The sequence below is a fragment of the Serratia sp. CY71090 genome, assembly GCF_052166845.1.
Taxonomy (GTDB): Bacteria; Pseudomonadota; Gammaproteobacteria; order Enterobacterales; family Enterobacteriaceae; genus Serratia; species Serratia nematodiphila.
In genome coordinates this window covers 100,864-126,097 of the sequence record NZ_JBJNOA010000009.1, presented here as the reverse complement: position 1 = coordinate 126,097, position 25,234 = coordinate 100,864, and the positions used below count along the sequence as shown (strand labels likewise).

Sequence of the window (25,234 nt, the reverse complement as noted above, 5' to 3'; positions counted from 1 at the left end):
ATAACGCTGGAGCAGGGGTTCGGCTTACCTGATTTTTCGTCGGGCCGAGCCAATCGGGACAGGGAGTTAAAAGGATGAATAACCCGAATTGCATTGGTTTACCAGGAGCGCGATCGGTTCTTGCCGGCCTGATGTCTTGCCAGGTGGCGCTGCTGAGCCCGATCGGCACGGCTTATGCTCGCGATTATTTCAACCCGGCGTTGCTGGAAATTGATAATCCGGCGCTGCGAGGCGCCGATCTCTCCGTGTTTGAGGAGAACAGCAGCCAGGCGCCCGGGAGCTATCGGGTCGATCTTTACCTGAATGGCGAACAGATCGACAGCCTTGACGTCGAGTTCCGGCTTATGCCGGGAGTCGGCGGTAAGCAAGCGCTACAGCCTTGTTTCAGCACGGAAAAATTGGCTGAATTGGGCGTCAGGGTTGCTATGTTCCCGGCGATGGTGCCTGGGGATAGCTGCGTCAACCTTGCGCAGGCCATTCCACAGGCCTCTGCGGTATTCTTGTTCAATCAGCTGAGGCTGAATTTGAGTATTCCACAGGCGGCGTTGCGCTTGAATGCGCGCGACTACGTTTCCCCGGATAAATGGGATTCCGGCATACCGGCGCTGTTGGTCAATTACAACTTCAGCGGCGCCAATAGCCATATGCGCGACAGCGAACGGCAAAACAATAATAACTATTATCTCAATCTGCGTTCGGGCATCAACTGGGGTGCCTGGCGCCTGCGGAACTATTCGATCTGGAATCATTACACCGGCGGCTCTTCTTCCTGGCGCTCAATCAATACCTACCTGCAGCGCGATATCGTTGCGTTGCAAAGCCGCCTGACCCTGGGGGACAGCGCGACGTCCAGCGATGTATTCGACAGCGTGCAGTTCCGCGGTGGGCAGTTGGCCTCTGAGGACGACATCCTGCCGGACAGCATGAAAGGGTACTCGCCGGTAGTACGCGGGATCGCACGCACTAATGCGCAAATAGTCATCCGGCAAAACGGTTACGTGATTTATCAAAGCTATGTGCCGCCGGGGGCATTTGAAATTACCGATCTGTATCCCACGGGCGGCAGCGGCGACCTGAATGTGAACGTGCGTGAGGCTGATGGCCAGGAGCAGCATTTTGTGGTGCCTTACGCCGTGGTGCCGGTATTGCAGCGCGAAGGGCGGTTTAAATACAGCCTGACCAGCGGGAAATACCGTTCATACAGCGGCGGCGTTGATGAACGCCCGTTCAGCCAGGCAACCGGGATCTACGGTCTGCCATGGGGGGCCACGTTGTATGGCGGCGTGCAGGCGGCCAGTAAATATCAGTCTCTGGCGTGGGGCTGGGGGCAGAACTTGGGGGCGATGGGCGCGCTGTCTGCCGATGTCACCCAAGCCTGGACCAAACAGGAAACCCGGCCGAAGGAACAGGGGCAGTCATGGCGCCTACGCTACGGTAAAAACTTCATTGAGACCGGCACCAACTTCAGCTTGGCCAGCTACCGCTACTCCACGCGCGGTTTTTATAACCTGCAAGAGGCGCTGGAGAGTTACGGCGGCAACAGTGCTATCTATAACGATCACAAGAAGAGCCGTGCCGAGCTGACGATGAGCCAGAGCCTGTGGGATTTGGGGGGAACGCTGTCGCTCAGCCTGTTTAACGAAGACTACTGGGACGACAATCGCCGCTCGCAATCGGTCACCCTCAGTTACAACAACAGCTGGGAAGCTGTCAGTTACGGGCTGAATTACACCTTCAACCAGAACGGCTACGACAGTAACGGCAATCGAAGCAACATCCGTGACCATATCGTGGCTTTCAACGTCAGCGTGCCGCTCAGCAAATGGCTGCCAGGCAGCTATGCCACCTACAATATGAACACCAGCCGCAATGGCGCCACCAGCAACAACCTTGGATTGAGCGGTACTGCCCTGCCGGGCAACAACCTGAACTACAGCATCAGCCAGGGCTATACCGGCCGGGGCGTAGGGGCGAACGGCAATATTCAGGCGGATTATAAAGGCGCCCTCGCCGAGTGGAACCTGGGTTATGACTACGATCGCCATCGGCAGCAGGTGAACTACGGCGTGCAGGGCGGCGTTCTGGTGCACCAAAACGGCGTTACGCTGTCGCAGCCGTTGGGCGATACGGTGGCGTTGGTGCAGGCGCCCGGTGCCGCGGGGGTTGATGTCCTGAACCAGACCGGGGTCAGCACCGACTGGCGCGGTTATGCGGTTGTACCTTACCTGACGCCTTATCGGCGCAATATCGTCGGATTGGACGGTGAATCTTTCGCCGATGACGTCGACATGACGCTGAGCAGCCAAACGGTGATCCCAACCCGCGGCGCCGTGGTGCGTGCCCGTTTCAATCCGGACGTCGGTGCCCGCGTGTTGCTGACCTTGCTGACGCGCAGTGGCAATCCGGTGCCATTCGGTGCCACCGTCAGCACTCTCAACAGCCCCTCTGACAATGCCGCCATCGTCGGCGATGGCGGCCAGGTTTATCTGGCCGGGCTGGCGGAGAGCGGGCGATTGCAGGTTAAGTGGGGCAATGACGCGGCTCAGCAATGTCAGGCCAACTATCAATTGGCTAATCAGCCCGAGGGCGGTGGGATTCGCCTCGTTAACGGGCAGTGTTTATAAGGTGCATATGATGGCGACAGGAATATCGATTCAACGAGGGATCATCGTCGGCGGGCTATTGGCGTGCGCAACGTTGGGCGCACCACTGGCGCAGGCGGCTTTCGGGCAGTGTGTCCCTATTTCGGGGACCCATGGGTTTTCATTCCTTTTTTCCCCGGTTTTAACCGATCCGTCGCAAAACGTAGTGGGACGGATTATTAGGAATGCTGACGGCGGTAACTGGAACCTGTCCGGCTCTTATCGGGTGAGGTGCGAGTGTCAGGCGCGTACGGCGTCTTATGTCACCGCCAAAATGCTGCTGAGTGAGCCGGTATTCAGCAACGGGGGATTAACGTACTACGCATTGAATGAATACCTGGGCGTGGCCAGTGAAGTTTTCGTGGCGGGGTATCGCAATGAGTTTATTGCCGCACCGTTCACCAATGAGTCTAACTTTAAGACCGATATGAATGGTGATGACGAATCCTGTGCCAGCACGCCCTACAACAGTGGCGCTCATGGGCGAATTCATCTGTATTTCCGCCGCCCTTTCGTGGGTGTGACCACAATCCCCAGCACTCGCCTGGTGGACACCTACGTCTCCGTGGTGAGTGGGGTGAAAAGCGATGTGCCGGTTTCCACGATATCAATGAGCGGCACCGTCACCGTGCCGCAGAGCTGTGAAATCAGCCCGCAAACGGTCACGGTCGATTTTGGCGATATCTTGACGTCGAATATCCAAACCAAGGGTGCTATGCCGCCCGGTTTTACTCCAGAGGAGAGAACGTTGACGCTGGCCTGCCGCAATATTTCTGCCGGTGTCAAGGTCAGTCTGTCATTTCGCGGTGAGGCGGACGGCAGCATGCCCGAGGCGCTGAAGACCAGTAATCGCGACATTGGCGTAATGATTAAGGATATGCAGGGCAATGTGATTCGGCCTCAGAGCGGTCGCTTGCCGATCGATAACTTCCAATACCCCAACCAGAGCGGCAGCTCACGGATCAGCGTATATCCGATCAACACCACCGGGCAAGCTCCTTCAGTAGGGCAGTTCAATGCCACGGCAACCATTCAGGCAGAAATCCAATAAACGGATATTTCAACGGTAGTGGGCCGGGCAGGCCTCAGCGTTTAACGAGAAGGAGCAAAGGATGAAGAAGGTTTTTGGCGGTCTTGGTTGCACATTGGCGCTGGCCAGCCTGTTTTTTTTGGCTAGCCCGATGGTACACGCGGTATCGAAAATAGTGATTACCGGCAACATCAAAGCGGCACCTTGTGAAATCGACGGCGCGAACGGCACGATTTCGGTCAATTTGGGAAATGATATTTCCGCTGCGACCCTGGCTACGTCCGGCGCTTTTAGTCCCTGGGTAGAATTCCCTCTGACGTTAAAAAACTGCCCGAGCACCACCACATCGGTTGTCGCGACCTTCAGCGGGACGGCCGCTGAGGAAAGCGCCAGCTTATACAAAAGCACCGGCAGTGCTCGCCGGGTACAAATTGAATTGCAAAACAACCAGGGAGCAAACCTGGGCAATGGCAAGAACATGACCCAGCCAGTTAACCAGGCGACGCATGAAGCCAAATTCAATTTGCGGGCGCGGGCGTACAGCACCCATGGTGGTTCGACGCCAGGTTCGATAGACGGCGCTCTGCAAGTCACTTTTGTCTATCAATAGGCAAAGAGACCGTCCTCAATGGAATGCTAAAGACAGATTTAAGGTGATGATATGAATAGTAATTATTCTTCTGCAACGACTTTGGCGGCCGGTAAGGCAACGACGGGGGCCGTGGCCATCATGGAGCCCTGCCTTATCACTGCGTTGGGGATGAGAAATCGCTTGATTGAGTCCTGCGGCCTGCAGCCCGACAACGTTCGGCAGGTGACGAACCTGGTGGCATTGAGAACCTTATTCACTCAGCATGTGCATCGCTTATTGGTGATGGAGCTGTGTGGTCAATCAGAGTCGGTATTGGAGGGATTCAAGCTGATCGCCGAGGTGCGGGAAAACTCGCCGGACACCGCGATTGTCATTTGTACGGCATTGGATGAACCGAGGCTGTTGCGGCAGCTCATCGCTTCCGGTATTCGCGGCCTGATGCTGAAGCAGGAACCGGCTATTGCATTGACCCACTGTGTTCAGCAAGTCCTGACAGGCAGTTGCAGCTTCAGCCACCGGGTACGCCAACGTCAATTGCATGAGGCTGGCGCCGATAAGCCGCTGACGGCGAAGGAACTGGATGTGTTGACCCAACTGTTTTCCGGTAAGAGCGTGACCAGCGTGGCGCTGACAATGTGCCGTGATATCCGCACCGTCAGCACCCATAAACGCAATGCGATGTTGAAGCTGGGGTTTCACAGCGATGGGGAACTGTATCTTCAGGGGAAATGGATGGCTGCGCAAGGTTCATCCTTGGTTCGCTAGGCAAGCGTACGATGCCTCTCGGGTAAGCAAGCATAGGAGTAGATTATGCATTTATGGCGTCAGCAACCGCTGAACATAGCATTAATGGACAGATGTCCATTGACGCTGGAAGGGTTGGCCAGTTTTTTAAAAACGCTGCCAACCCAGGTAAAAGTCGTCGTAAAGGAAACCAGCGTACGTGCCGTGGTGGATAGCGTGGTCTATCAGCAGGCCGACGTGCTGATTACCGAACTGGACGGTGACGATGAAACGGTGGCTCAGGGCAGGGAAGCGTTGCTGGCCCTGTGCACGCAACTGCCCGAATTACGGGTGATTGCCTATACCCGTTGCCGTAATGCAGAAGAGTTAGGGCGATTGTTGCCTCAGCCCAATGTCAGCATCGTCGCCAGAGATGACGCTTTACCGCTGGTGGCGGAGTTTTTTAATCGGGTCTTGCTTGGGGAGCGAGTGTTGAGCCCACAGATAGGGACTTTTCTGGCACCCTCGGTTAGCGGAGATGAGGTGTTCACCCGAAAGCTGACTCGCTGCGAGACTGATGTGTTGGCCTTTTTGTTCAACGGCATGAGCCTGCGGCAAATTGCCGAATTGCAACGCCGCAGCATCAAGACGATCAGCGCGCATAAATGTAGCGCCATGCGCAAACTGCAGGTGAAGAATGACAGCGAACTGTTTTCATTGCACGGCAATATTACGCGACAATTTGGCGGGAAGTGGTCAAAGGGGACTTAATCGTTAATGACAGGGTATAAGCAGGTAGCATAGGCGTTGAAAAAACAATCAAACAAGTGTTCCCCTGGGCGGGTGGATGAAAGCAGCTCGGCGTTGGAATAGTGCTGAATTAGACCGTTGTTGGCGTGCCGGGCTGCATTTTCCCATCCGATATTTTTTACCTTACTCGATGCGCATGTTAAAAGAAGATGAGCGCCTGCACCGTTATTTCCATCGTAAGATTAAATGCTGATCGTGCGGAATCGCTCTACATTGGTTGCGGTGTAGATCACCGTATTCTGGATATTTTTGTGCCCTAAATAATCCTGAATCAAGCGCGTATCGACCCCGTTATCTGCAAGCGCGTAACCGCAGGAGTGTCGCAGCATGTGAGGATGAACCTGAACGCTAATACCGGCCATTTCACCGTACATTCTCATTAGGCGATACAGTTGCTGACGTGAAATTTGCCCGCCGTGGCGCGACAGAAATAACCATGGGGAATTGGCGTCAGGATAGTTCGCCCGCTGGGCCAGCCAGTTTAACAGCGCCTGTCGTTCTCGCGGCTGAATGGGGTGCTGAACGGAAAAACCATTCTTTAGCCGAGATATATGGATCCGATGGGAGGCAAGATCAATATCTTGCAGGCGTAATGATCGCAGTTCGCTCACCCGCAAGCCGTGAATGAAGCACATTAATAGTAAACAACGATCTCGAATGCTATTTTTACCCTCATGCACGGCGGCAATCAGTTGTTCAATTTCAATCTGGCTAAGGAATTTCCTTTTTTTCATTTTCCTTTCCTGCGTATCTGGTACTGGCGATTTCCATCATGAAGTTTTATTAAAGCATTGGAACATAATAGGCAGCAAAGGAAATAAATGATTTTATTTTTGAATTCATGGGTTTATTTTATCTTTTTGTTTTTTTTATTTTTTTAGTGAATGAATTTTGATTTTATAGATCTATTTTCTTTAGCAGCTTATTTAATTGGCGAATATATAGCGTCCAGAGCGAACGATGCTGCGAATTGGCCGCCGTCAGGCGGCAACGCCTCTCCCCGACCAGTGCTCAATAAACTGTGATGAGAATTCGTCTTGATCTCATTCTCGCGCCGCTTACAATGCCTGCCAGATCGCGACTTCAGAGGTTTTTTCATGGAACTGCTACGGGTGGTTTATCACCAGTATCGTTGGCCATTTCTGGCGGTTATGGCATTGACCATGACCAGCGCCGGCTTGGGTATCGGTATCATTGCGTTTATCAATCAATACCTGATGGACGCCGGCGGCGATGCATTGGCTGTGCTGCCGATGTTTCTCACTCTGCTGGCATTGCTGATGGCGGTCACGCTGGGATCGCAATTGGCGCTGACGACATTGGGCCATTACTTCGTCTACCGCCTGCGCGGGCAGTTAGTGAAGCGCATCCTGGATACCGATATTGAACGCCTTGAACAGTTAGGCAGCGCCTCATTGTTGGCCAGTCTCTCCAGCGATGTCCGCAATATCACCGTCGCCTTCGTGCGCTTGCCCGAACTGGTGCAAGGGGTGATTTTAACACTGGGGTCGGCGGCCTATCTGGGGTGGCTATCACCGAAAATGCTGGCGGTGACGGCGGTTTGGGTCGCCGTCACCGTGGTGGGCAGCGGTTGCCTGGTCTCGCGGGTTTATCGCCATATGGCCAGTTTGCGCGAGTCGGAAGAGCGCCTCTATCATCATTACGAATCGGTGATTGACGGTCGCAAGGAACTGACGTTAAACCGCAAGCGAGCGCAGGCGCTGTACGAACAGACCTATCAACCCGATGCGCAAGCTTACCGCCACCATATCATTCGCGCCGATACCTTCCATCTGAGTGCGCTCAACTGGTCAAATATCATGATGTTGGGGGCGATCGGACTGGTGTTCTTTATGGCTAACAGCCTGGGATGGGCGAACTCGGCGGTGGCCGCCACGTATTCCCTGACGCTGCTGTTCTTGCGCACGCCATTACTGCAGGCGGTCGGGGCGTTTCCGACGCTGGTCAGCGCCGAAGTCGCTTTCAACAAGCTGAAGACGCTGCGCCTGGCCGAGTACCAACCGGCGTTCCCTGCCGCCGCCGGCCGTTCCTGGCAGACGCTGGAGCTGCGCGACGTGGTTTTTCACTATGCCGATACGGAGCAACAACCCGGTTTTGCCGTCGGGCCGCTTAATCTGACGCTGCGGCGTGGCGAGCTGATCTTTTTGATTGGCGGCAACGGCAGCGGCAAGTCAACGCTGGCGATGCTGTTGACCGGGTTGTACCGGCCGGTAAGCGGGCACATCGTTCTGGATGGCGTCGCGCAGACCGCGGCGGATATGCCGGACTATCGTCGGCTGTTTTCGGCGATTTTCACCGATTTTCATCAGTTCGATCGTTTGCAAGGGCCGGAAGGCGGCGAACCCGATGCGGAACTGGTCGCCGGCTGGCTCGAGCGGTTGAATATGAAAAGCAAGCTGCAGTTCGACGGCGCCAGGGTGACCAACCCGCAACTGTCGCAGGGGCAGCGCAAGCGTCTGGCTTTGCTGCTGGCCGTGGCGGAACAGCGCGATATCTTGCTGTTGGATGAATGGGCCGCGGATCAGGATCCGCAATTCCGGCGCATTTTCTATCGCGAGCTGTTGCCAGAACTGCGCGCGCTGGGCAAAACGGTGTTTGCCATCAGCCATGACGATCACTATTTCGAACATGCCGATCGGCTGCTTGAGATGCGCTCGGGTCATTTACGTGAGCTGACCGGCAGCGAGCGTGAACACGCCAGCCGGGATTCCGTCAGCAGAATCGGTTAACTCACGCCGGCCCGAGCGAGACCAAAGCGGGCCGGTGCTTCTCTCCGTATGATCCCAGTGCGTCGCTTCATTTTATCCCCCGCCTTCAGCGCTGTCTGTTGCCGATTTGGCTTATGACCAGTCAAGTAATTGATAGTTGAATTATTTACCAGTGGTTTAATTTTGACCTTTCAAGGTATGGCACACTGCACGTTCGTTCGCCTATCAATTCAAGTTATCGCCTGCCGATAACAGTGATATCCACGGTGCCGTTCTTACTGAGGCGGTGATGCAGGTCTATGGCTAGCAGCTGTTTTTTAAATTTCCATAGGAAAAAACGACTTTATCGATCGTTAAAACAGATCGATAATTGTTATTTGAATGGTTTAATCTATTGGTTGAGGGCGCTGTGGTGAGCAAGGATGGATCGGATATCAAACGTAGAGCATGGCTGTGTGTGTTTATCGGTAGCGGGCTGTTCTGGCTGTTAACCGCCGCCGTGATTTACTGGTTACTGAGTTAGCAGGTTAAGCAGGAAGGCGATTCGTGAACAAAAAGCAGGCTAAAAACCGTGAGGGCGCTGAGCGTCGCGCACAGTCCAAAATTCCGCCGTCATGGGTGCTGAGCGATGAGCAGCGCGCCTTTATTGATGATTTATGGCAGGACACCGACTCTGAGCCCGTGCGGCCCCCATTGCGCCGCAGCGTTAGCTGATCACGCGGCTGCGGCCGGCCAGCGCGCCGAACAGCATTTGCAAGACGGTCAGGCCCAGCAGGGCGATCAACGGCAAGCGCCAGCCTTCCGTCAGATCGTGCAGCAGGCCGAATAGGGTGGGCCCCAGCGCCGCCAACAGATAACCGACGGATTGCGCCATACCCGACAACAGCGTCGCCTGATGATGATGCTGACTGCGCAATCCAAAGAACGACAGCGCCAGCACCAGCGAGCTCCCCGCCCCCAACCCGGCAAACGTCAGCCACACCAGTGAACTGGCGGGTTGCACCAATAATCCCCCGACGCCGATGAAGATCAGCAGAGAGCTGCCCAACGCTATCGCCCGCTGATCGCGCGCCCGCGGCAAAATCACCACCATGACAAAGTTGGCGACGATCGCCACCACCTGGTAAACGAACAGTTCGAAACCCGCCTGCTGAGCGGAGGTGCCGTGGATGGCGGCAAAAGCGCTGAACCAGCCGATGATGGTGTAGAAGGCGATCGATTGCAGCCCCATGAACATCGCCACTTGCCAACCCAGCGCGCTGCCCCAGGGAGAGCGATAGCGTTGCGGCTCCGTCGGCTGCGGTTCTTTAGCGGCGGGTGTGGCGGAGCGCCGCAGCTGCGGCAACCACACCAGCAGCGCCAACAGCGCAGGCAAGCCCCAGCATAACAAGGAGAACCGCCAGCCAAGGTCGGCCAGCGAAGCCAGTGGCACGGCCAAACCGGAAGCGATGGCGGCAACCAGCGACATCACCGCCGCATAGGCGGCGATCATCGCGGCGGCGCGATGTGGGAAATCTCTTTTCACCAGCGTCGGCAGCACCACGTTGGCGAAGGCGATGGCGGCGCCGATCAGGATGCTGCCCGGCCATAGCATGGCGTCTTGCGGCAGGGAGCGCAGGGCGATGCCGCAGATCAGCAGCGCGAGGGCGAGGCCCAGGGTACGCTCGATACCGATGCGTTTCGCCAGCGCCGGGGTCAATGGCGAGAGGATGGCGAACAGGATCAGCGGCAGCGAATTGATCAGGCCGGCGGCGGTGGCGGACAACGCCAGCTGTTGCTGGATCTGCTCCAGCAGCGGGCCGACGCTGGTCAGGGCGGCGCGCAAATTGGCCGCGATCAGCATAATGCCGACGATCAGCAGAATAGGGCGGTGTAACCGGCGACGCGGGGTCACGGTGGACGCTGGGGGTGAAGCGGGTTGCGGCATGGGTTCCTCGCACCAGGGCATGCAGTCAATCAGTGCTGCATGGCGTGATGCGTTGATTGACGTTAACGCTTACGTACCGAAAATCGACGGTATCCGTTCGCCAGTGTAGGGAAGATGTCTCGTGCTGACAAGGGTACGGCCCGGCGGGATGGTGGCGGTTAATCCCCGTCGGCCGACGGATAATTGCCATTATGTGATCCTGGTCACTGAGTGAACTAAAAGTCATGGCGCGGGGCGCACCATGCGCCGCTTTCGCTTTCCGTGCAGCCCACGCCTCAGCGCTCCGGGGGGTATCGCCCGTCATGGCATTTCACTTTTCCCCCCTTCCGCTTTTAGGCTTTTCGATCCGTTTCGATTCGAAAGGTTTTTTGGCGGTTTTTTTGCTAAAACGGGGCTGTAAGCCCGATCACAATTTCATTGCTTTCGCTTTGCTGTAATGCCAGCGCAGTAGAGCGAAAGCCATCTTCTCCCCGGCGATGCCGGAAACCTGAGGACCGCAGCTCATGCCAGTGAATACCGCAAAGCGACGTGAACACATTATCGATCTGTTATGCGAGCACGGCAGCGTGCGCGTGGAGCAGCTCAGCAAACAGTTTGCGGTATCTACGGTGACGATCCGCAACGATCTGCGCTTTCTGGAACGAAAAGGGTGTGCGCTGCGCGCTTACGGCGGCGCGATGCTCAATCAGCAATTCGCTTTCGATCGGCCGCTGCGGGACAAAGGGCGGTTGAATCGCGACGTCAAAACGCTGATCGCCAACGCGGCGGCCGGCTATGTGCGCGACGGCGATGCGCTGATCCTCGATTCCGGTTCAACCACCGCGCAGATCGTGCCGTTCCTGAAGGGGCGGCGCGATCTGGTGGTGATGACCAATGCGCTGAACATTGCCTACGAGCTTTCGGGAAACGACGGGGTGGAAGTCATGGTGCTGGGGGGCAGCGTGCGCCGCAACTCTTACTCGCTCTACGGTCCGGCTGCCGAGCAGCAATTGCGTCAGTACCGCTTCGACAAACTGTTTTTGGGCGTCGACGGGTTCGATCTGAGCGCCGGCATCACCACGCCTCACCCCGGTGAAGCGCACCTCAATCGCGTGATGTGCGAGGTGGCGCGCGAGATTATCGCGGTGGCGGATGCCAGCAAATTCGGTCGCAAAAGCTTTTGCATGATTCGCGAAGCCGGACAAATCCATCGGCTGATCACCGACAGCCGTCTTCCGGACGATTACGAGCGGGCGTTAACCGAGCTGGGCGTTGAGGTCATCATCGCCGATCGGTAGCACGGCGCCTGCATGGGGGCTTCATGCAGCAGTTGTTACAGCTTATCGAGCAGCACAAGGCCGGTATGCCGGTCGGGATCTTTTCCGTCTGTTCCGCCCATCCCTGGGTTCTGAAGGCCGCGCTGCGGCAGGCCAAAGCGCGTGGCACGCCGGTGTTGGTGGAGGCGACGTCCAATCAGGTCAATCAGTTCGGCGGCTATACCGGCCAAACGGCGACCCAGTTCCGCGATGCGCTGTGGCGTCTGGCGGATGAGGTGGGCCTGGCGCGCGAGCGCGTGTGGCTGGGCGGCGATCATCTGGGGCCCAACGCTTGGCAAGATCGCCCGGCTCAGGAAGCGATGGCGCTGGCGGAAACCTTGATAGACGATTACGTTCGCGCCGGATTTCGCAAAATTCACCTCGATTGTTCCATGTCGTGCGCCGATGATCCCTCGCCTCTGGGGGATGCCACGGTTGCCGAGCGGGCGGCGCGTTTGTGCGCGGTAGCGGAACGCGCCTGGGCGCAGAGCGGCGGTGAAGCGCCGGTCTATGTGATCGGCACCGAAGTGCCGGTGCCGGGCGGCGCGCAGGAGGCGCTGGCGGGTCTGCAGGTCACCACGCCGCAGGCGGTGGCGCAAACGCTGGAAACACACCGTATCGCCTGGCAAAAGGCCGAGCTGAACGATGCCTGGCAGCGAACTATCGCGCTGGTGGTGCAGCCGGGCGTCGAGTTCGATCACCACAGCGTTGAGCACTACCAGCCACAGCGCGCCGACGCATTGAGCCATTTCATTGAACGGCAGCCGGGCATGATCTATGAAGCGCACTCCACGGACTATCAGCCGCCGCAGGCCTACCGCCAACTGGTGCGCGATCATTTCGCCATCCTGAAGGTGGGGCCGGCGCTGACCTTTGCGCTGCGCGAAGCGCTGTTCGCTCTCGATCGCATCGAGCGCGAATGGCTGGGGGAACGCCAGTCGGCGCAGCTGTGCGCCACGCTGGAGCAGGTGATGCGCGAGCAGCCGCAGCAGTGGAGCCGCTATTACCACGGCACGCCGCACCAACAGTACCTCGATCGCCACTACAGCCTGAGCGATCGGGTGCGTTACTACTGGCCGCAGCCGCAGGTGCAGCAGGCGGTCGACGGTTTGCTGGACAACCTGCGCCGCAGCCCGGCGCCGCTGGCGCTGCTCAGCCAGTACCTGCCGGATCAGGCGCGGGCGCTGAACGCCGGTGAATTGAGCGCCGATCCGCAGGAGTGGGTGCTGCACAAAGTGACGCAGGTGCTCGACGATTACCACGCCGCCTGCTATCCGGAGGGCCGCTGATATGCCGAACATTTTAATGACCCGCATCGACAATCGCCTGGTACATGGCCAGGTGGGCGTGACCTGGACCAACACCCTTGGCGCCAACCTGGTGGTGGTGGCCAACGACGAGGCCGCCGCCGATCCGGTGCAGCAGAACCTGATGGACATGGTGGTGGCGGAAGGGGTGCAGACCCGTTATTTCACGCTGCAGAAAACCATTGACGTGATCCACAAGGCGGCGGATCGGCAGAAGATCTTTCTGGTGTGCAAAACGCCGCAGGACGTGTTGACGCTGGTGCGCGGCGGGGTGCCGATCCGTTTCGTCAACGTCGGCAATATGCACTTCGCCGAGGGAAAGCGGCAGGTGCACAAAACGGTGTCGCTGGACGACGGCGACGTGGCCGCGTTCCGCGCGCTGGCTGAACTGGGCGTGGAGTGCGAAGTGCGTCGGGTGCCTGATGAAGCGGGCGAGGCGATCGGCAAACTGCTCTTTTGAGCCAGGGGGAAAGCATGTTGACGGATGCGTTATTGATTGCGCTGTTGGCGGGGTTGGCGGGTGTTGACCTGTTCGACGGTCTGACCCACTTCCACCGGCCAGTGGTGATGGGGCCGCTGGTGGGGCTGATTTTGGGCGATGTCTACACCGGGTTGCTGGTGGGCGGCACGCTGGAGCTGGTGTGGATGGGGATGGTGCCGCTGGCGGGCGCCCAACCGCCGAACGTGGTGATCGGCGGGGTGATCGGCACCGCGTTCGCCATTCTGACCAAGGCCGATCCTAAAGTGGCGATCGGCGTGGCGGTGCCTTTCTCGATCGCGGTGCAGGGCTGCATCACGCTGCTGTTTACGTTGTTTTCACCGATGATGCACCGCTGCGATCGCATGGTGAAAGCGCTGAACTGGCGCGGCATCGAACGGGTGAATTACCTGGGCATCAGCATTCTGTTCATCTTCTATTTCGTGGTGGCGTTCCTGCCGATTTACTTCGGCGCCGATGCGGCCAGCGCCATGGTGCAGAAGGCGCCGGGCTGGCTGCTGGACGGGCTGGCGGTGGCGGGCGGCATGATGCCGGCGATCGGTTTCTCGCTGCTGATGAAAGTGATGATGAAAAAAACCTACGTGGCCTATTTTATCCTCGGTTTCATCTCGGTCACGTTTCTCAAGCTGCCGATCCTGGCGGTGGCGCTTGGGGCTCTGGCGATCGCTCTGATCGACTTCTTCAACACGCAACGCGGCGCGACAGAGGCAACCGCCCGGCCCGCTCCGCAGGAGGACGCCGAAGATGGCATTTAACGATTCCGACGATCTGCTGGCGCAAAAGGCCGAGCAGCGCATGGCGCAGGCGCTGGCCACCAGCCAGGTGGAACAGGACGATTATCTGGACAGTCAGCCCGCCGAAGCGCTGACGCGCGGCGACATCAACCGCATGGCCTGGCGTTCGCTGCTGCTACAGGCGTCGTTCAACTACGAGCGCATGCAGGCGGGCGGCTGGCTGTATCAACTGATCCCCGCGCTGCGCAAGATCCATCGCAACCCGCAGGATCTGGCCAACTCGATGAAGATGCACATGGAATTTATCAACGTGCACCCGTTCGACGTCACCTTCCTGTCCGGCCTGGTGCTGGCGATGGAGCAGAACAAGGAGAAGATCTCCACCATTCGCGCGGTGAAAGTGGCGCTGATGGGGCCGCTCGGCGGCATCGGCGACGCGCTGTTTTGGCTGACGCTGTTGCCGATCTGCGCCGGCATAGGCGCTTCGCTGGCATTGGAGGGCAGCCTGTTCGGGCCGATCGTCTTCCTGTTGCTGTTCAACCTGTTCCATTTCGGCCTGCGTTTTGGGCTGGCGCACTACGGCTACCAGGCCGGCACCAGCGCGCTGGCGCTGCTGAAGACCCACACCCGGCGCATTTCGCACGCCGCCTCCATTGTCGGCATGACGGTGATCGGCGCGCTGGTGGCCTCGTATGTGCATCTATCCACGCCGCTGGTGATGCATGCCGGCAAGGCCAGCGTGGCGCTGCAGACCGACGTGCTGGACAAGCTGATGCCCAACTTGTTGCCGCTGTGTTTCACGCTGCTCATTTTCTTCCTGATGAAGCGCGGATTCTCGCCGGTGAAGCTGATTGGCGTCACCGTAGTCATCGGCGTGGCGGGCAAATTTATCGGTATTCTGTGAGGAGCGGGCTATGCCAGGCATTGTGATTACCGGCCACGGCGGCTTTGCCACCGGGCTGTTGCAGGCGGTGGAACAGGTGGTGGGGCCGCAGCCGCACTGCGCGGCGGTCGATTTCCCCGAACAGATGAGCACCGCGCAGCTCAACGACGCCCTACGCTCGGCGCTGGCGGCGGTGGCGCAGCCGGACGGCGTGGTGTTCCTGACCGATATGCTCGGCGGTTCGCCGTTTCGCAGCGCCTGCGAGCTGGCGGATGCGCAGGGGGATTGTGAAGTGCTGACCGGTGTCAACATGCAGTTGGCGGCGGAAATGATGCTGGAGCGCGATGGGCTGAGCCTGGATGAATTTCGCGAGATGGCTTTGGCGTGCGGTAAACGCGGGCTGACCAGCCTGTGGCATGAACGCCGCCGGGTGAAGTGCGAAGACGCGCAGGCCGATGGCATCTGAACGAAAACCGGGCGCGCCTGCGCCCGGCTGCGTGAGTTATGCCGGCAACGGGCTCAGCGCCAGGCGCGCCGGTTGGTCTTCGCCGCGGTTGAAGCGCCAGCAGGTCTGGTGGTACTTCGCCACGCTGTTGCGGTGCGCTACGCTGATCAGCGTCATGTCCGGCAGTTCATCCACCAGCAGGCAGTACATCAGTTGCTCGGTTTCGTCGTCCAGCGCGCTGGTGGCTTCGTCGAGGAACAGGAGGTTCGGGCGAATCAACAGGGCGCGGGCGAACGCCAGCCGCTGTTGCTCACCCGGCGACAGGCGATGGCTCCAGTTGGCGGAGGTATCCAGCCAGCGCTGCAGGTGTTTCAGACGGCAGTTTTCCAGCACCCGCATCAACTGTTCGTCGCTGTATTCTGACGCCAGGCTCGGGTAGCTCAGCGCCTCGCGCAGCGTGCCGATCGGAATGTAGCTGCGTTGGGGCAGGAACAGCGTGTTGGCGTTGGCCGCCACCCCGATGGCGCCCGCGCCGTAAGGCCAGATACCGGCGATGGCCCGCAGCAGCGTCGACTTGCCGCAGCCGGAAGGGCCGACGATCAGCAGGCGATCGCCGCGTTGCAGCGTCATCTCGGCGCCGGCCAGCAGCGGTTGGCCGTCGGGCAAGTTCAGGCTGAGGTTATCCAGCGTCAACGGATGGGCGCTCTCTTCCCGCAACTGAATGCCGCGCGGCTGATGGTGAACCTGATCGACGGCGGCGTTGAAGCCGGCCAAACGGTTAACGCAGGCTTTCCAGGTCGCCAAGTCGTTAAACGCGTCGATAAACCACGACAGCGCACCCTGCACCTGGCCGAAGGCCGAGGCGATCTGCATCAGGCCGCCCATCTGAATGGCGCCGGAGAAGTAGCGCGGCGCCGCCACCAGCAGGGGAAACACGATGGCGAACTGGCCGTAGAAGTTGGTGGCGATGTTCAGCCGCCGGGTGATGCGCATGATCGCCCACCAGTTGCTGCGAATGGTGTCGAAACGGCCACCCAACTGTTGCGCCTCGCGCGGTTCGCCGTGGTATAGCGCAATGGCGTCGTTGTTTTCGCGGATGCGGATCAGGCCGAAACGGAAGTTCGCCTCATACCGCTCCTGGTTAAAGCCCAGCATGACCAGCGGTTTGCCGACCCACCAGATCAGCAGCGATCCCAGCACCGCATACAGCAGCGCGAACCACACCATATAGCCGGGCAAGGTGATGGCGTGTTGACCGAGCGCGAAGGTCATCGGCCCGCTGACGTGCCATAAAATGTCGATGAAGGAAAACAGCGTCACCAGGCTGGAGAGCAGCCCGAGCGACAGTGACAGGGTATATTGGGTCAATACGTTGAGATCTTCGGCGATACGCTGGTCGGGGTTATCGACGATCTGCTGCTGCTCGGTATGGTAATACGCCTGGTGCGCCAGCCATTTTCCCATGAACTTTTCCGTCATCCAGCGCCGCCAGCGCATCTGCAGCCCCTGAGTCAGGTAGATCTTGTAGACCGCCAGCACGATGAAGATCAGCGCCAGATAGGTGAAGCGCCACAGCTGCGCCTTGAACACCGGGTAGTTTTTGTTCTGCAACGCATCGTAGAACACCTGGTTCCACTGGTTGATCTGCACGCTGATATAGACCAGACCGAGCGACAGGATGACGATGGCGATCAGCATCGCCCAGGCGCGCCATCGCTCCTCAGACACCCAAAAGGGTTTGATCAGCTGCCACACGGCGTGTTTCTGCAAGGGGGTTGCGTTCATAACGGCTCGATAATTGCGGTATTTTGTTCAGCATGGGCTGCGGGCCGGTAACAAACAAACCGCGACTGTAAGCAGTTTTGACTCCGCTAACCGTTTGAAATAAGGCGGCTGAATCGCCAGCGGCACGCTGGCGGGCGCAATTGCGGCATACACTCTGGCGCCGGGCGGTTATACTGGCGCCGAATTTTTGCAGAAAGGATAAACGATGAAGGCTTGGTTTCCCCTGTTGCTGACCTGCGGCGTCTTCGCCAGCGCCCGGGCCTGGGCGCACATTGACGAGCCGGACATCGCCGCCGACTGCCAAAAGGTGGCGAGCTACGCCGAACTGGGAAAAAAGGCCTATCAGCGGCAGGATTACGCCAAAGCCGCCGACATCTTTCGCGATCAGGCGGCCTGGAGCGAGTTTTGCGGCTTGAGCGAGCAGGCGGTCGCCACGGCTTACAACAACGTGGCGCTGTCGCTGATGCACGCCGGCGAATTGCTCAAGGCGCAGGCCTATCTGGCGCTGGCGCCGCACGATGACAAATCGCAGCACAACCTGAGCCTGTTGCGCCAACGGCTGGCGCAGCGGCCGCAGCCGCAGGGGCCGGGCGGCGTATATTGGCAATACGCCGGGCGCGGTGTGTGGAGCGAAGTGGTGGTGAAGCCGCAGGGCGAGCGCTGGTTGATCGATTTTTCCGGCTACGCCATGCCGCAGATGGGGCTGTATTACGGTCCGAACATGGGGGACTTCTCCGCCGAGCTGCCGATCGCACACGGCAAGGCCGTCTACCACCAGCACGAGTCGGACAGCGCGCAGGTCTGCGACGTGACGATGGCGTTTGGCGAGCAGGCGCTGGAGATGCATACGCGGGGGGATTGCGGGTTCGGTCACAACGTGCGGGCGGAAGGGCGATTCGTGCGGGTCGAATGACCCGCCCCGACAACCGGGGCGAGAAGGGTTACGCCAGCGCGGCGGCGCCCAGCAGGTTTTTCCAGGCTTCCACATTACCCAGATAGTTGCCGGCTGGCAGCAGATGCAGGCGGCCATCACTATCCTGCAGCGCAAAGGTCGGGAAGCCCTGGCCTTGCACTTTGGCCAGCAACGCCCGGCTTTCCGCGATGTGTTGCGCGGTCGGCGCACCGCTGTTGAAACGCATTTCGGCGATAAACGCCGCCGAAGGCAACCCCAGCTCTTTCGCCAACGCCTCCAGCACCGGTGTGTCGGCGATGCGCCGGCCTTCCTTATAGTGTGCCTGCTGAATGCGGTGCAACATATCCAGCCCGCGTCCCGCCAGCTTTTCTGCGGCCAGGATAGCGGTAATTGATGGCTCGGAATCCATCACCGCCGTCGTGTCACGCAGCAGGCCGTTGAAATAGGCTTCGCCAAAAGGCTGTCCCGTCATCTCGGCGATGCGTTTGTCGTGTGGAATGACGTAGTTGCGCCATTCATCGGTGATTTGGCGGCGGTTGTTACCGGTCATCATGCCGCCGGCGTGCGGCACGATCTTCAGCCCGGGGAGGCTCTGAGCCGCTTTCACCAGCGGCGCGGCGCCATAGCACCAGCCACACAGCGGATCGAAAATGTAATGCAGAGTGGTTTCGGTCATCTTTACTTTTACTCCTCGCTTGGCGCGCGGCAGCTCGCCGCGGCGCCAGGGCTGGCTCAATCACGCAGGGGCGCTTATTGCGGCCACTTCATCTCGCCTTTCAGCACTTTCGCGCTCAGTTCCAGGCTCGATTCGTCTTTCAGCGTCGGGTAGTGTTTTTTCATCGCTTCAATCAGCGCGGCGGAATCCTTGGCCTTCGGCAGTTCGGCTTCCAGCGTGGTCAGGTATTTCTGGGTAAAGTGCACCGATGCCAGCGTCTGTGCGGCACCCGGCAGGAAGTGGCCCGGCACGACGACCTGCGGCTTCAGCGCTTCGATGTTTTTCAGCGTCTGCTGCCAGTGCTGGCGCGATTCCACGGTCTGGTTGTCGGCGATCCACGGATGGATATTGTCACCGGCGACCGCGACGCCGCCCACGACCGCTTTCAGCGCCGGGATCCAGACGAAGGTGCGATCGGGGGTCGGGCCGTTCAGGCCTTTCACTTCCACTTTCTGGCCGTCGATGGTGAAGCTGTCGCCCTGCAGCGGCTGCGGCACGATCACGGTTTTCGGCGCGTTGTCTTTCAGGATCGGGCCCCAATAGGCGACTTTGCCGTCTTTGGTGGCGTTGATGTCCTTGATGGTGCCAGGCGAAGCGATGATTTTCGCCTCCGGGAAGGCCGCCTTAATCACGTCCAGACCGAAATAGAAATCCGGGTCTGAGTGGCTGATATAAACGGTGGTCAGCTTCTTGCCGGTCGCCTTGATCTTTTTCACCAGCTCTTCGGCATCGTTACGCTGGAACTGAGCGTCAATCAGCGCCACTTCGTGTTGGCCGCTGACGATTTCGGAAGACACCGGGAACACGCTTTTCTCGCCCGGGTTATACACTTCCATGGTCAGGGTATCGGCAGCGGTGGCGTAGGTGCTCAGGGTGGCGACGCCGGTGAAGGCCAGAGTTAATAGTGATTTCTTAAACATGGGCAGAGATCCTTAGGTATCGGTTAATGTTGTAACGATGTTAGGTTGCATAAAGCGATAGAAAAACCGGATAATAAGCAATTATTCGTTGCATAAATCGGACTAATCATGGATCGCATTACCGCCGCTGAAGTTTTTGTCACCATCGTCGATCGCGGCAGCATGATCGCCGCCGCGGAAACGTTGGAGATGTCGCGCGCGATGGTGACGCGCTACCTGGCGCAGATGGAGCAATGGGCCGGCGCGCGTTTACTGCACCGCACTACCCGTAAGCTTAGTCTGACCGACGCCGGTGAGCGTACTCTGGAACGTTGCCGACAAATGCTGGCGCTGGCGGGGGAAATCGATCTGGTGGAGGAAGGGCAGAGCGACGAACTGCGCGGCCTGCTGCGCATTACCTGTTCGCAGTCGCTCGGGCAAACGGCGCTGGTGGGGGCGGTCGCTCAGTATCTGAAGCGTCACCCGCAGGTGGCGGTCGATCTGCAGATGAACAACCGGGCGGTGAACCTGGTGGAAGAGCGCATCGATCTGGCGCTGCGCATCACCAACGAGCTGGATCCCAACCTGATCGCCCGTCCGCTGTCCACCTGTGCATCGGTGGTGTGCGCCGCGCCGGCGTATCTGGCGGCACACGGTACCCCGCGCCAACCGCAGGATCTGGCGTTGCACAACTGCCTGACCTACTCCTATTTCGGCAAAAGCCTGTGGCACTTCGACGCTCAGGGGGTGAAATCGGCGGTGGCGGTCAGCGGCAACCTGAGCGCCAACGAGTCGGTGGTGTTGATGGCCGGCACGGTGCAGGGCGCGGGCATTTCCATGCAGCCCTATTATTCGGCTGCCCCGCTGCTGGCCAGCGGCGAACTGGTCGAATTGTTGCCGGATTATCGGCCGCAGTCGATGGGCATCTACGGCATCTACACCTCGCGTCGCCAGATGCCCGCCACCTTGCGCACCATGCTGGACTTTCTGGTGGAGTGGTTCGCCACCGATCCGCAGTGGCAGGCGACGCTGCGCTAAGGTCCCGGCAATATTCCCTGGCCGCTTTCAGCGCCTGACAGCGGCGACCAGCCGGGCGGAGAAGCGTGCCGCCTGCTGATGCAGATGGTCGATAAAGGCCGTGACCAGCGCCGATGAAGGGCGGTGCAGCGGCCGGATCAGGCTGACGGTGAACGGCACGTCGATGCTGAACGGCCGCACGTGCACGCCGCTGCCGGCATAGTCGAGCGCCGTCAGCGGGTTGACGATCGACACCCCCACGCCGGCTCTCACCATGGCGCACACCGACGCCGCACTGTGCGTTTCCATCACCATGCGGCGCTCGACGCCCTGTTCGCCGAACAGCGCATCCAGCAAGTGACGATAGCTGTCGGTGCTCGACAGGCTGATAAAGTTCTGCCCGGCGAAGTCCTGCGGCGTCAGCTGGTCTTTTACCAGCAGCGGGTGGCCCGTCGGCAACACGCACACTTCGTTCAACGTCATCAGCGTCACCCGTTCGGTGCCCGCCGGCGTGAGGGTGGTTTCCGTCAGCCCGAGATCGTGGCGCTGGGCAGACAGCCACTCTTCCAGCAGCGGCGACTCTTGCGGGATCACGCTGAAGCTGACTTCCGGATAACGTTCGATAAAGGGCTGGCACACCGCCGGCAGCAGCGATTGGGAGAATACCGGTAGGCACACGATCGACAGCTGCGCCTGTTGAAACTGGCGGATGCCGGCGGCGGCGTTGACGATGCGATCGAGGCCGTAATAGGAGCGCTGTACCTCTTCGAACAACCGTAACCCTTGCACGGTGGGGGACAAACGCCCACGCACCCGGTCGAACAACTGCAGCCGAATCAGCTTTTCAAAGCGCGCCAGCTCGCGGCTGACGGTCGGTTGCGAGGTTTGCAGCAGGGCTGCCGCCTCGGTCAGGTTGCCGGTGGTCATCACCGCCCGAAAGATTTCTATCTGCCGCAAAGAGATACTGTGCATGGCGAGGCCGCTCGACTGTAGAGAAAGCCATATCATAAATGAATAGACTACGGCTAAATAGATATTTTCCACTCGATTCAGCGTGCGGCACTATGGCTTTATCTGCCGTCATTTTCGAATTGGGAATATCGCCATGCCACGCCCGTTGCACGACACCTCCACCGCGTTGAACGCCGCTAATCTGCTGGCCTTGCCGCAGCGTTTCGGTTGCCCGGTCTGGGCCTATGATGCGGACATCATCAGCCAGCGCATCGCTCAGCTGCGCCACTTCGACACCATTCGTTTCGCGCAGAAGGCCTGTTCGAACATTCATATTTTGCGCTTGATGCGCGAGCAGGGCGTGAAGGTGGATTCGGTGTCGCTGGGCGAGATCGAACGGGCGCTGCAGGCCGGTTTTCAGCCAGGAGGCGAACCGAGCGAGATCGTGTTTACCGCGGATGTGTTGGATCACGCCACGCTGGCGCGCGTCAGCGAATTGAAGATCCCGGTTAACGCCGGTTCCATCGACATGCTGGATCAGCTCGGCCAGGTTTCCGCAGGGCATCCGGTGTGGCTGCGCATTAACCCGGGGTTTGGCCACGGCCACAGCCAGAAAACCAACACCGGCGGCGAGAACAGCAAGCACGGCATCTGGTATGCCGACCTGCCGCAGGCGGTGGAGAAAATTCGCCGCTATGGCCTGCAACTGATCGGCGTGCATATGCACATCGGTTCCGGGGTCGATTATCAGCATCTGGAGCGGGTCTGCGATGCGATGGTGCAGCAAGTGATCGATCTCGGTCATGACATCAGCGCCATTTCCGCCGGCGGCGGCCTGTCTATCCCGTATCTGTACGGCGAAGAGGCGATCGATACCGAACACTATTTCGGTTTGTGGAATCGGGCGCGTGAACGCATCGCCGCGCATCTGGGGCATCCGGTGCAGTTGGAGATTGAACCCGGGCGTTTCCTGATGGCGGAAGCGGGCGTCTTGGTGGCCGAAGTGCGGGCGGTAAAAGACATGGGCAGCCGCCACTTCGTGCTGGTGGACGCCGGTTTTAACGATCTGATGCGTCCGGCAATGTACGGCAGTTACCACCATATTTCGCTGTTGCCGGCCGATGGGCGCGATACCTCGGGGAAAGCGCTGCGCGAAACGGTGATCGCCGGGCCGCTGTGCGAATCCGGCGACGTGTTCACCCAGCAGGCGGGCGGCGGCGTGGAAACCCGCGAGCTGCCGCCGGTGCAGATCGGCGATTATCTGGTGTTCCACGACACCGGCGCCTACGGCGCATCGATGTCCTCCAACTACAACAGCCGTCCGCTGTTGCCTGAAGTGCTGTTCGAAAACGGCGAGCCGCGTTTGATCCGCCGCCGCCAAACCATCGAAGAACTGATCGCGCTGGAACTTATCTGATCAGCGGGCGGGCGCCTTGCGCCCGCTTCACAGCGTCATGCGGCGGTGCTGGCCATTGGGCAATTGCACATCCAGCGACAGCGTGCCGCCCATCGCCTCGATATAGCGTTTGAGCGATGACAGCTTGATTTCGCTGCCGCGCTTTTCCAAATTGGCGACGGAGGGTTGGCTGATGCCGAGCCGCTTCGCCAATTCAACCTGAGAAACCGCCAACTCTTCCCTCAGCATCGCCAGCCGCAGCTCGAAAATCTCCTGGTCCGCTTTTTGCCTGGCGGCGGCAACGACGGCGGGATCGAGTTTATCGATCAGTTGGGATAAAGGTTTGGCCATCTGCACTACCTCCGGGTTGCCAGATAATGTGAAAACTCCATGGCGGCGATGGGCAACATGCGCTGGTAAAAGCGTTTGTCGCCGGTTTTATCGCCGCCGCACAGCAATACCGCTTGCCGCTGTGGATCAAAGGCGAAAAACACCCTGAAAGGGCGCCCGCGATGTTGAATGCGCAGCTCCTTCAACTGTCGGACCGCGTCGGAAAAATGCAGCGTATCGGCATGCGGCCGCGCCAATTGCGGGCCGAACGTCTGCAATTTGTAGATCGCCGCCAGGATGCTTGTTTGCTGGGCGTTGTTCAGCGCTAAAAACCAGTCGTCAAACCGTTCGACGGTCACCACTTGCCACATGATGCGCTTCGAATATAGCGTTTGTGCTATATAGTGTAAAGGTTATTGTGCCAACAATATGCACGAACGCTGGGAGCGGAAAAAATCCAAAAGCGGGAAATGCGGCGGGCTGCGCAATCTGAGCGCATGGGTGACGGCTCACCCATGCGGCGGCGGGAATTACGGCTGTTCGTGCGCGTTATTGAGGGTGGCGACCGAGTGGCGGCGCACCAGCGTCGGGCTGAACATGTTGGTGATTTCCGGCAGCGGTTGCCGGTTGGCCAGCGCCAGCGCCAGCTCCGCCGCCTGGGTCGCCATCGCCACGATCGGGTAGCGAATGGTGGTCAGGCGCGGCCGAAGATAGCGCGAAATCAGCACGTCGTCGAAACCGATCAGCGAAATTTCCCCCGGTACGTCGACGCTGTTATCGCTCAGCACCGAAAGCGCGCCGGCGGCCATCGGATCGTTGTAACAGGTAATGGCGGAGAACGAACGGCCGCGGCCGAGCAATTCGGTCATCGCCTGTTCGCCGCCGATCTCGTCCGGTTCGCCGTAGGCGATCAGCTTTTCATCCACCGCAATGCCGTGTTCCCGCAGTGCGTCGAGATAGCCCTGCAGACGATCGGTGGCGTCGGAAATCTGGTGGGTGGAGCAGATGATGGCGATGCGCTGGTGCCCTTGCTGGATCAGATGTCGGGTTGCCAGCCAGGCGCCGTAGCGATCGTCGAGCGCCACGCAGCGCGTTTCAAACCCCGGTAGCGTGCGGTTGATCAGCACCATGCCCGGGATCTGTTGCATCCAGCCGCAAAGTTCCTGATCGCTCAGCCTTTTGGCGTGCACCACCAGCGCTTCGCAGCGGTGCCGCACCAGTTGTTCAATCGCCTGACGCTCTTTTTCGGCGTCGTGGTAACCGTTGCCAATCAGCAGAAAATTGTGGGTGGCGTAGGCCACCTGCTCGACCGCTTTGACCATCGCGCCGAAGAAGGGATCGGAAACGTCGGAGACGATCAGCCCCAGCGTCTCGGTGGATTGCTGCGCCAGCGCTCGTGCGTTGGCGTTAGGGTGATACTGCAGCTGTTCCATCGCGGCCTGCACCGCGGTGCGCGACCCTTCGCTGGCCTTGGGGGAATTGTTTATCACGCGGGATACCGTGGCCACGGAAACCCCCGCCAGCCTGGCAACATCCTTTATCGTAGCCATATCAGTCAACACATCCTGGGTAATCGCTTACATCCCCCAGTTTTGCGGAAAAAAACCGGGGC

General features: G+C 59.3%; 26 protein-coding genes. 17 read left to right on the top strand and 9 right to left on the bottom strand.

The window, feature by feature from the left end:
* Positions 1–74 precede the first annotated feature (74 nt).
* The 5 genes from ACJ8OK_RS17340 (at position 75) to ACJ8OK_RS17320 (ending at position 5,758) form a co-directional block, all read left to right on the top strand.
* Positions 75–2,624, top strand: a complete 2,550-nt coding sequence (locus ACJ8OK_RS17340; protein ID WP_060560154.1) for a fimbria/pilus outer membrane usher protein — start codon at positions 75–77, stop codon at positions 2,622–2,624.
* A gap of 10 nt (positions 2,625–2,634) precedes the next feature.
* Positions 2,635–3,693 (top strand): fimbrial protein, encoded by a 1,059-nt coding sequence (locus ACJ8OK_RS17335; RefSeq protein WP_280597672.1) that lies wholly within the window; start codon positions 2,635–2,637, stop codon positions 3,691–3,693.
* 61 nt (positions 3,694–3,754) lie between these two features.
* Positions 3,755–4,282 (top strand): fimbrial protein, encoded by a 528-nt coding sequence (locus tag ACJ8OK_RS17330; RefSeq protein ID WP_033632207.1) that lies wholly within the window; start codon positions 3,755–3,757, stop codon positions 4,280–4,282.
* Positions 4,283–4,333: 51 nt separating this feature from the next.
* On the top strand, positions 4,334–5,029 hold the full coding sequence (locus ACJ8OK_RS17325) for a response regulator transcription factor (RefSeq protein WP_033632208.1): 696 nt from the start codon (positions 4,334–4,336) through the stop codon (positions 5,027–5,029).
* Between the two features lie 45 nt (positions 5,030–5,074).
* Positions 5,075–5,758, top strand: a complete 684-nt coding sequence (locus ACJ8OK_RS17320; protein ID WP_033632209.1) for a response regulator transcription factor — start codon at positions 5,075–5,077, stop codon at positions 5,756–5,758.
* 221 nt (positions 5,759–5,979) lie between these two features.
* On the opposite strand, the gene ACJ8OK_RS17315 is transcribed toward ACJ8OK_RS17320, so the two are convergent.
* Complete coding sequence (locus ACJ8OK_RS17315; RefSeq protein WP_033632210.1) at positions 5,980–6,531, bottom strand: tyrosine-type DNA invertase; 552 nt, start codon at positions 6,529–6,531, stop codon at positions 5,980–5,982.
* 363 nt (positions 6,532–6,894) lie between these two features.
* Between ACJ8OK_RS17315 and ACJ8OK_RS17310 the strand changes: the two genes are divergently transcribed.
* The 3 genes from ACJ8OK_RS17310 to ACJ8OK_RS17300 all read left to right on the top strand — a co-directional run bounded on the left by ACJ8OK_RS17310 (position 6,895) and on the right by ACJ8OK_RS17300 (position 9,240).
* The gene (locus ACJ8OK_RS17310; protein ID WP_033633588.1) at positions 6,895–8,547 is read left to right on the top strand and encodes a multidrug ABC transporter permease/ATP-binding protein; all 1,653 of its coding nucleotides are present in this window, start codon (positions 6,895–6,897) and stop codon (positions 8,545–8,547) included.
* Between the two features lie 388 nt (positions 8,548–8,935).
* Positions 8,936–9,049: a YmiA family putative membrane protein gene (locus ACJ8OK_RS17305; protein WP_049232362.1), complete on the top strand. Its 114-nt coding sequence runs from the start codon at positions 8,936–8,938 to the stop codon at positions 9,047–9,049.
* Between the two features lie 23 nt (positions 9,050–9,072).
* Positions 9,073–9,240, top strand: coding sequence for a hypothetical protein (locus ACJ8OK_RS17300; RefSeq protein WP_021505683.1), 168 nt, complete (start codon positions 9,073–9,075; stop codon positions 9,238–9,240).
* Here ACJ8OK_RS17300 and ACJ8OK_RS17295 read toward each other — a convergent pair.
* Positions 9,233–10,453: a CynX/NimT family MFS transporter gene (locus ACJ8OK_RS17295; protein ID WP_085058846.1), complete on the bottom strand. Its 1,221-nt coding sequence runs from the start codon at positions 10,451–10,453 to the stop codon at positions 9,233–9,235. The two genes, ACJ8OK_RS17300 and ACJ8OK_RS17295, sit on opposite strands and share 8 nt — an antisense overlap.
* 503 nt (positions 10,454–10,956) lie before the next feature.
* On the opposite strand from ACJ8OK_RS17295, the gene agaR reads away from it, so the two are divergent.
* The 6 genes from agaR to agaF are packed head-to-tail and all read left to right on the top strand — an operon-like array spanning position 10,957 to position 15,637.
* A complete protein-coding gene (gene agaR / locus ACJ8OK_RS17290; protein ID WP_004931804.1) occupies positions 10,957–11,730 on the top strand; it encodes a transcriptional repressor AgaR in 774 nt (257 codons plus the stop codon).
* Between the two features lie 23 nt (positions 11,731–11,753).
* Positions 11,754–13,037, top strand: coding sequence for a D-tagatose-bisphosphate aldolase, class II, non-catalytic subunit (locus tag ACJ8OK_RS17285; protein WP_085058845.1), 1,284 nt, complete (start codon positions 11,754–11,756; stop codon positions 13,035–13,037).
* 1 nt (position 13,038) lies between these two features.
* On the top strand, positions 13,039–13,515 hold the full coding sequence (agaV, locus tag ACJ8OK_RS17280) for a PTS N-acetylgalactosamine transporter subunit IIB (protein ID WP_004931808.1): 477 nt from the start codon (positions 13,039–13,041) through the stop codon (positions 13,513–13,515).
* A 14-nt stretch (positions 13,516–13,529) separates the two neighbouring features.
* Positions 13,530–14,309 (top strand): PTS N-acetylgalactosamine transporter subunit IIC, encoded by a 780-nt coding sequence (agaW, locus tag ACJ8OK_RS17275; RefSeq protein WP_033632214.1) that lies wholly within the window; start codon positions 13,530–13,532, stop codon positions 14,307–14,309.
* Complete coding sequence (locus ACJ8OK_RS17270; protein ID WP_033632215.1) at positions 14,299–15,192, top strand: PTS system mannose/fructose/sorbose family transporter subunit IID; 894 nt, start codon at positions 14,299–14,301, stop codon at positions 15,190–15,192. The genes agaW and ACJ8OK_RS17270 overlap by 11 nt, the downstream gene beginning before the upstream one ends.
* A gap of 10 nt (positions 15,193–15,202) precedes the next feature.
* A complete protein-coding gene (gene agaF, locus ACJ8OK_RS17265; protein ID WP_033632216.1) occupies positions 15,203–15,637 on the top strand; it encodes a PTS galactosamine/N-acetylgalactosamine transporter subunit IIA in 435 nt (144 codons plus the stop codon).
* Between the two features lie 36 nt (positions 15,638–15,673).
* Here agaF and ACJ8OK_RS17260 read toward each other — a convergent pair whose 3' ends face one another.
* Positions 15,674–17,401, bottom strand: a complete 1,728-nt coding sequence (locus ACJ8OK_RS17260; protein WP_048324781.1) for an ABC transporter ATP-binding protein/permease — start codon at positions 17,399–17,401, stop codon at positions 15,674–15,676.
* A gap of 205 nt (positions 17,402–17,606) precedes the next feature.
* Between ACJ8OK_RS17260 and ACJ8OK_RS17255 the strand changes: the two genes are divergently transcribed.
* Positions 17,607–18,314, top strand: a complete 708-nt coding sequence (locus ACJ8OK_RS17255) for a hypothetical protein (RefSeq protein WP_033632218.1) — start codon at positions 17,607–17,609, stop codon at positions 18,312–18,314.
* Positions 18,315–18,342: 28 nt separating this feature from the next.
* On the opposite strand, the gene ACJ8OK_RS17250 is transcribed toward ACJ8OK_RS17255, so the two are convergent.
* Together ACJ8OK_RS17250 and ACJ8OK_RS17245 are read right to left on the bottom strand one after the other, a co-directional pair.
* The gene (locus ACJ8OK_RS17250) at positions 18,343–18,990 is read right to left on the bottom strand and encodes a DsbA family protein (RefSeq protein ID WP_082997420.1); all 648 of its coding nucleotides are present in this window, start codon (positions 18,988–18,990) and stop codon (positions 18,343–18,345) included.
* 74 nt (positions 18,991–19,064) lie between these two features.
* The gene (locus ACJ8OK_RS17245) at positions 19,065–19,949 is read right to left on the bottom strand and encodes an MBL fold metallo-hydrolase (protein WP_004931820.1); all 885 of its coding nucleotides are present in this window, start codon (positions 19,947–19,949) and stop codon (positions 19,065–19,067) included.
* 108 nt (positions 19,950–20,057) lie between these two features.
* Between ACJ8OK_RS17245 and ACJ8OK_RS17240 the strand changes: the two genes are divergently transcribed.
* Complete coding sequence (locus tag ACJ8OK_RS17240; protein WP_015378928.1) at positions 20,058–20,966, top strand: LysR family transcriptional regulator; 909 nt, start codon at positions 20,058–20,060, stop codon at positions 20,964–20,966.
* 27 nt (positions 20,967–20,993) lie between these two features.
* Here ACJ8OK_RS17240 and ACJ8OK_RS17235 read toward each other — a convergent pair whose 3' ends face one another.
* A complete protein-coding gene (locus ACJ8OK_RS17235) occupies positions 20,994–21,917 on the bottom strand; it encodes a LysR family transcriptional regulator (protein ID WP_082997419.1) in 924 nt (307 codons plus the stop codon).
* 133 nt (positions 21,918–22,050) lie between these two features.
* Between ACJ8OK_RS17235 and lysA the strand changes: the two genes are divergently transcribed.
* Positions 22,051–23,313, top strand: a complete 1,263-nt coding sequence (lysA, locus tag ACJ8OK_RS17230; protein ID WP_235363286.1) for a diaminopimelate decarboxylase — start codon at positions 22,051–22,053, stop codon at positions 23,311–23,313.
* Positions 23,314–23,340: 27 nt separating this feature from the next.
* Here lysA and ACJ8OK_RS17225 read toward each other — a convergent pair whose 3' ends face one another.
* The 3 genes from ACJ8OK_RS17225 to galR all read right to left on the bottom strand — a co-directional run bounded on the left by ACJ8OK_RS17225 (position 23,341) and on the right by galR (position 25,172).
* Complete coding sequence (locus ACJ8OK_RS17225) at positions 23,341–23,643, bottom strand: helix-turn-helix domain-containing protein (protein ID WP_004931828.1); 303 nt, start codon at positions 23,641–23,643, stop codon at positions 23,341–23,343.
* 5 nt (positions 23,644–23,648) lie between these two features.
* On the bottom strand, positions 23,649–23,993 hold the full coding sequence (locus ACJ8OK_RS17220; protein WP_004931830.1) for a type II toxin-antitoxin system RelE/ParE family toxin: 345 nt from the start codon (positions 23,991–23,993) through the stop codon (positions 23,649–23,651).
* Between the two features lie 159 nt (positions 23,994–24,152).
* Positions 24,153–25,172 (bottom strand): HTH-type transcriptional regulator GalR, encoded by a 1,020-nt coding sequence (gene galR, locus ACJ8OK_RS17215; RefSeq protein WP_004931832.1) that lies wholly within the window; start codon positions 25,170–25,172, stop codon positions 24,153–24,155.
* Positions 25,173–25,234 lie beyond the last annotated feature (62 nt).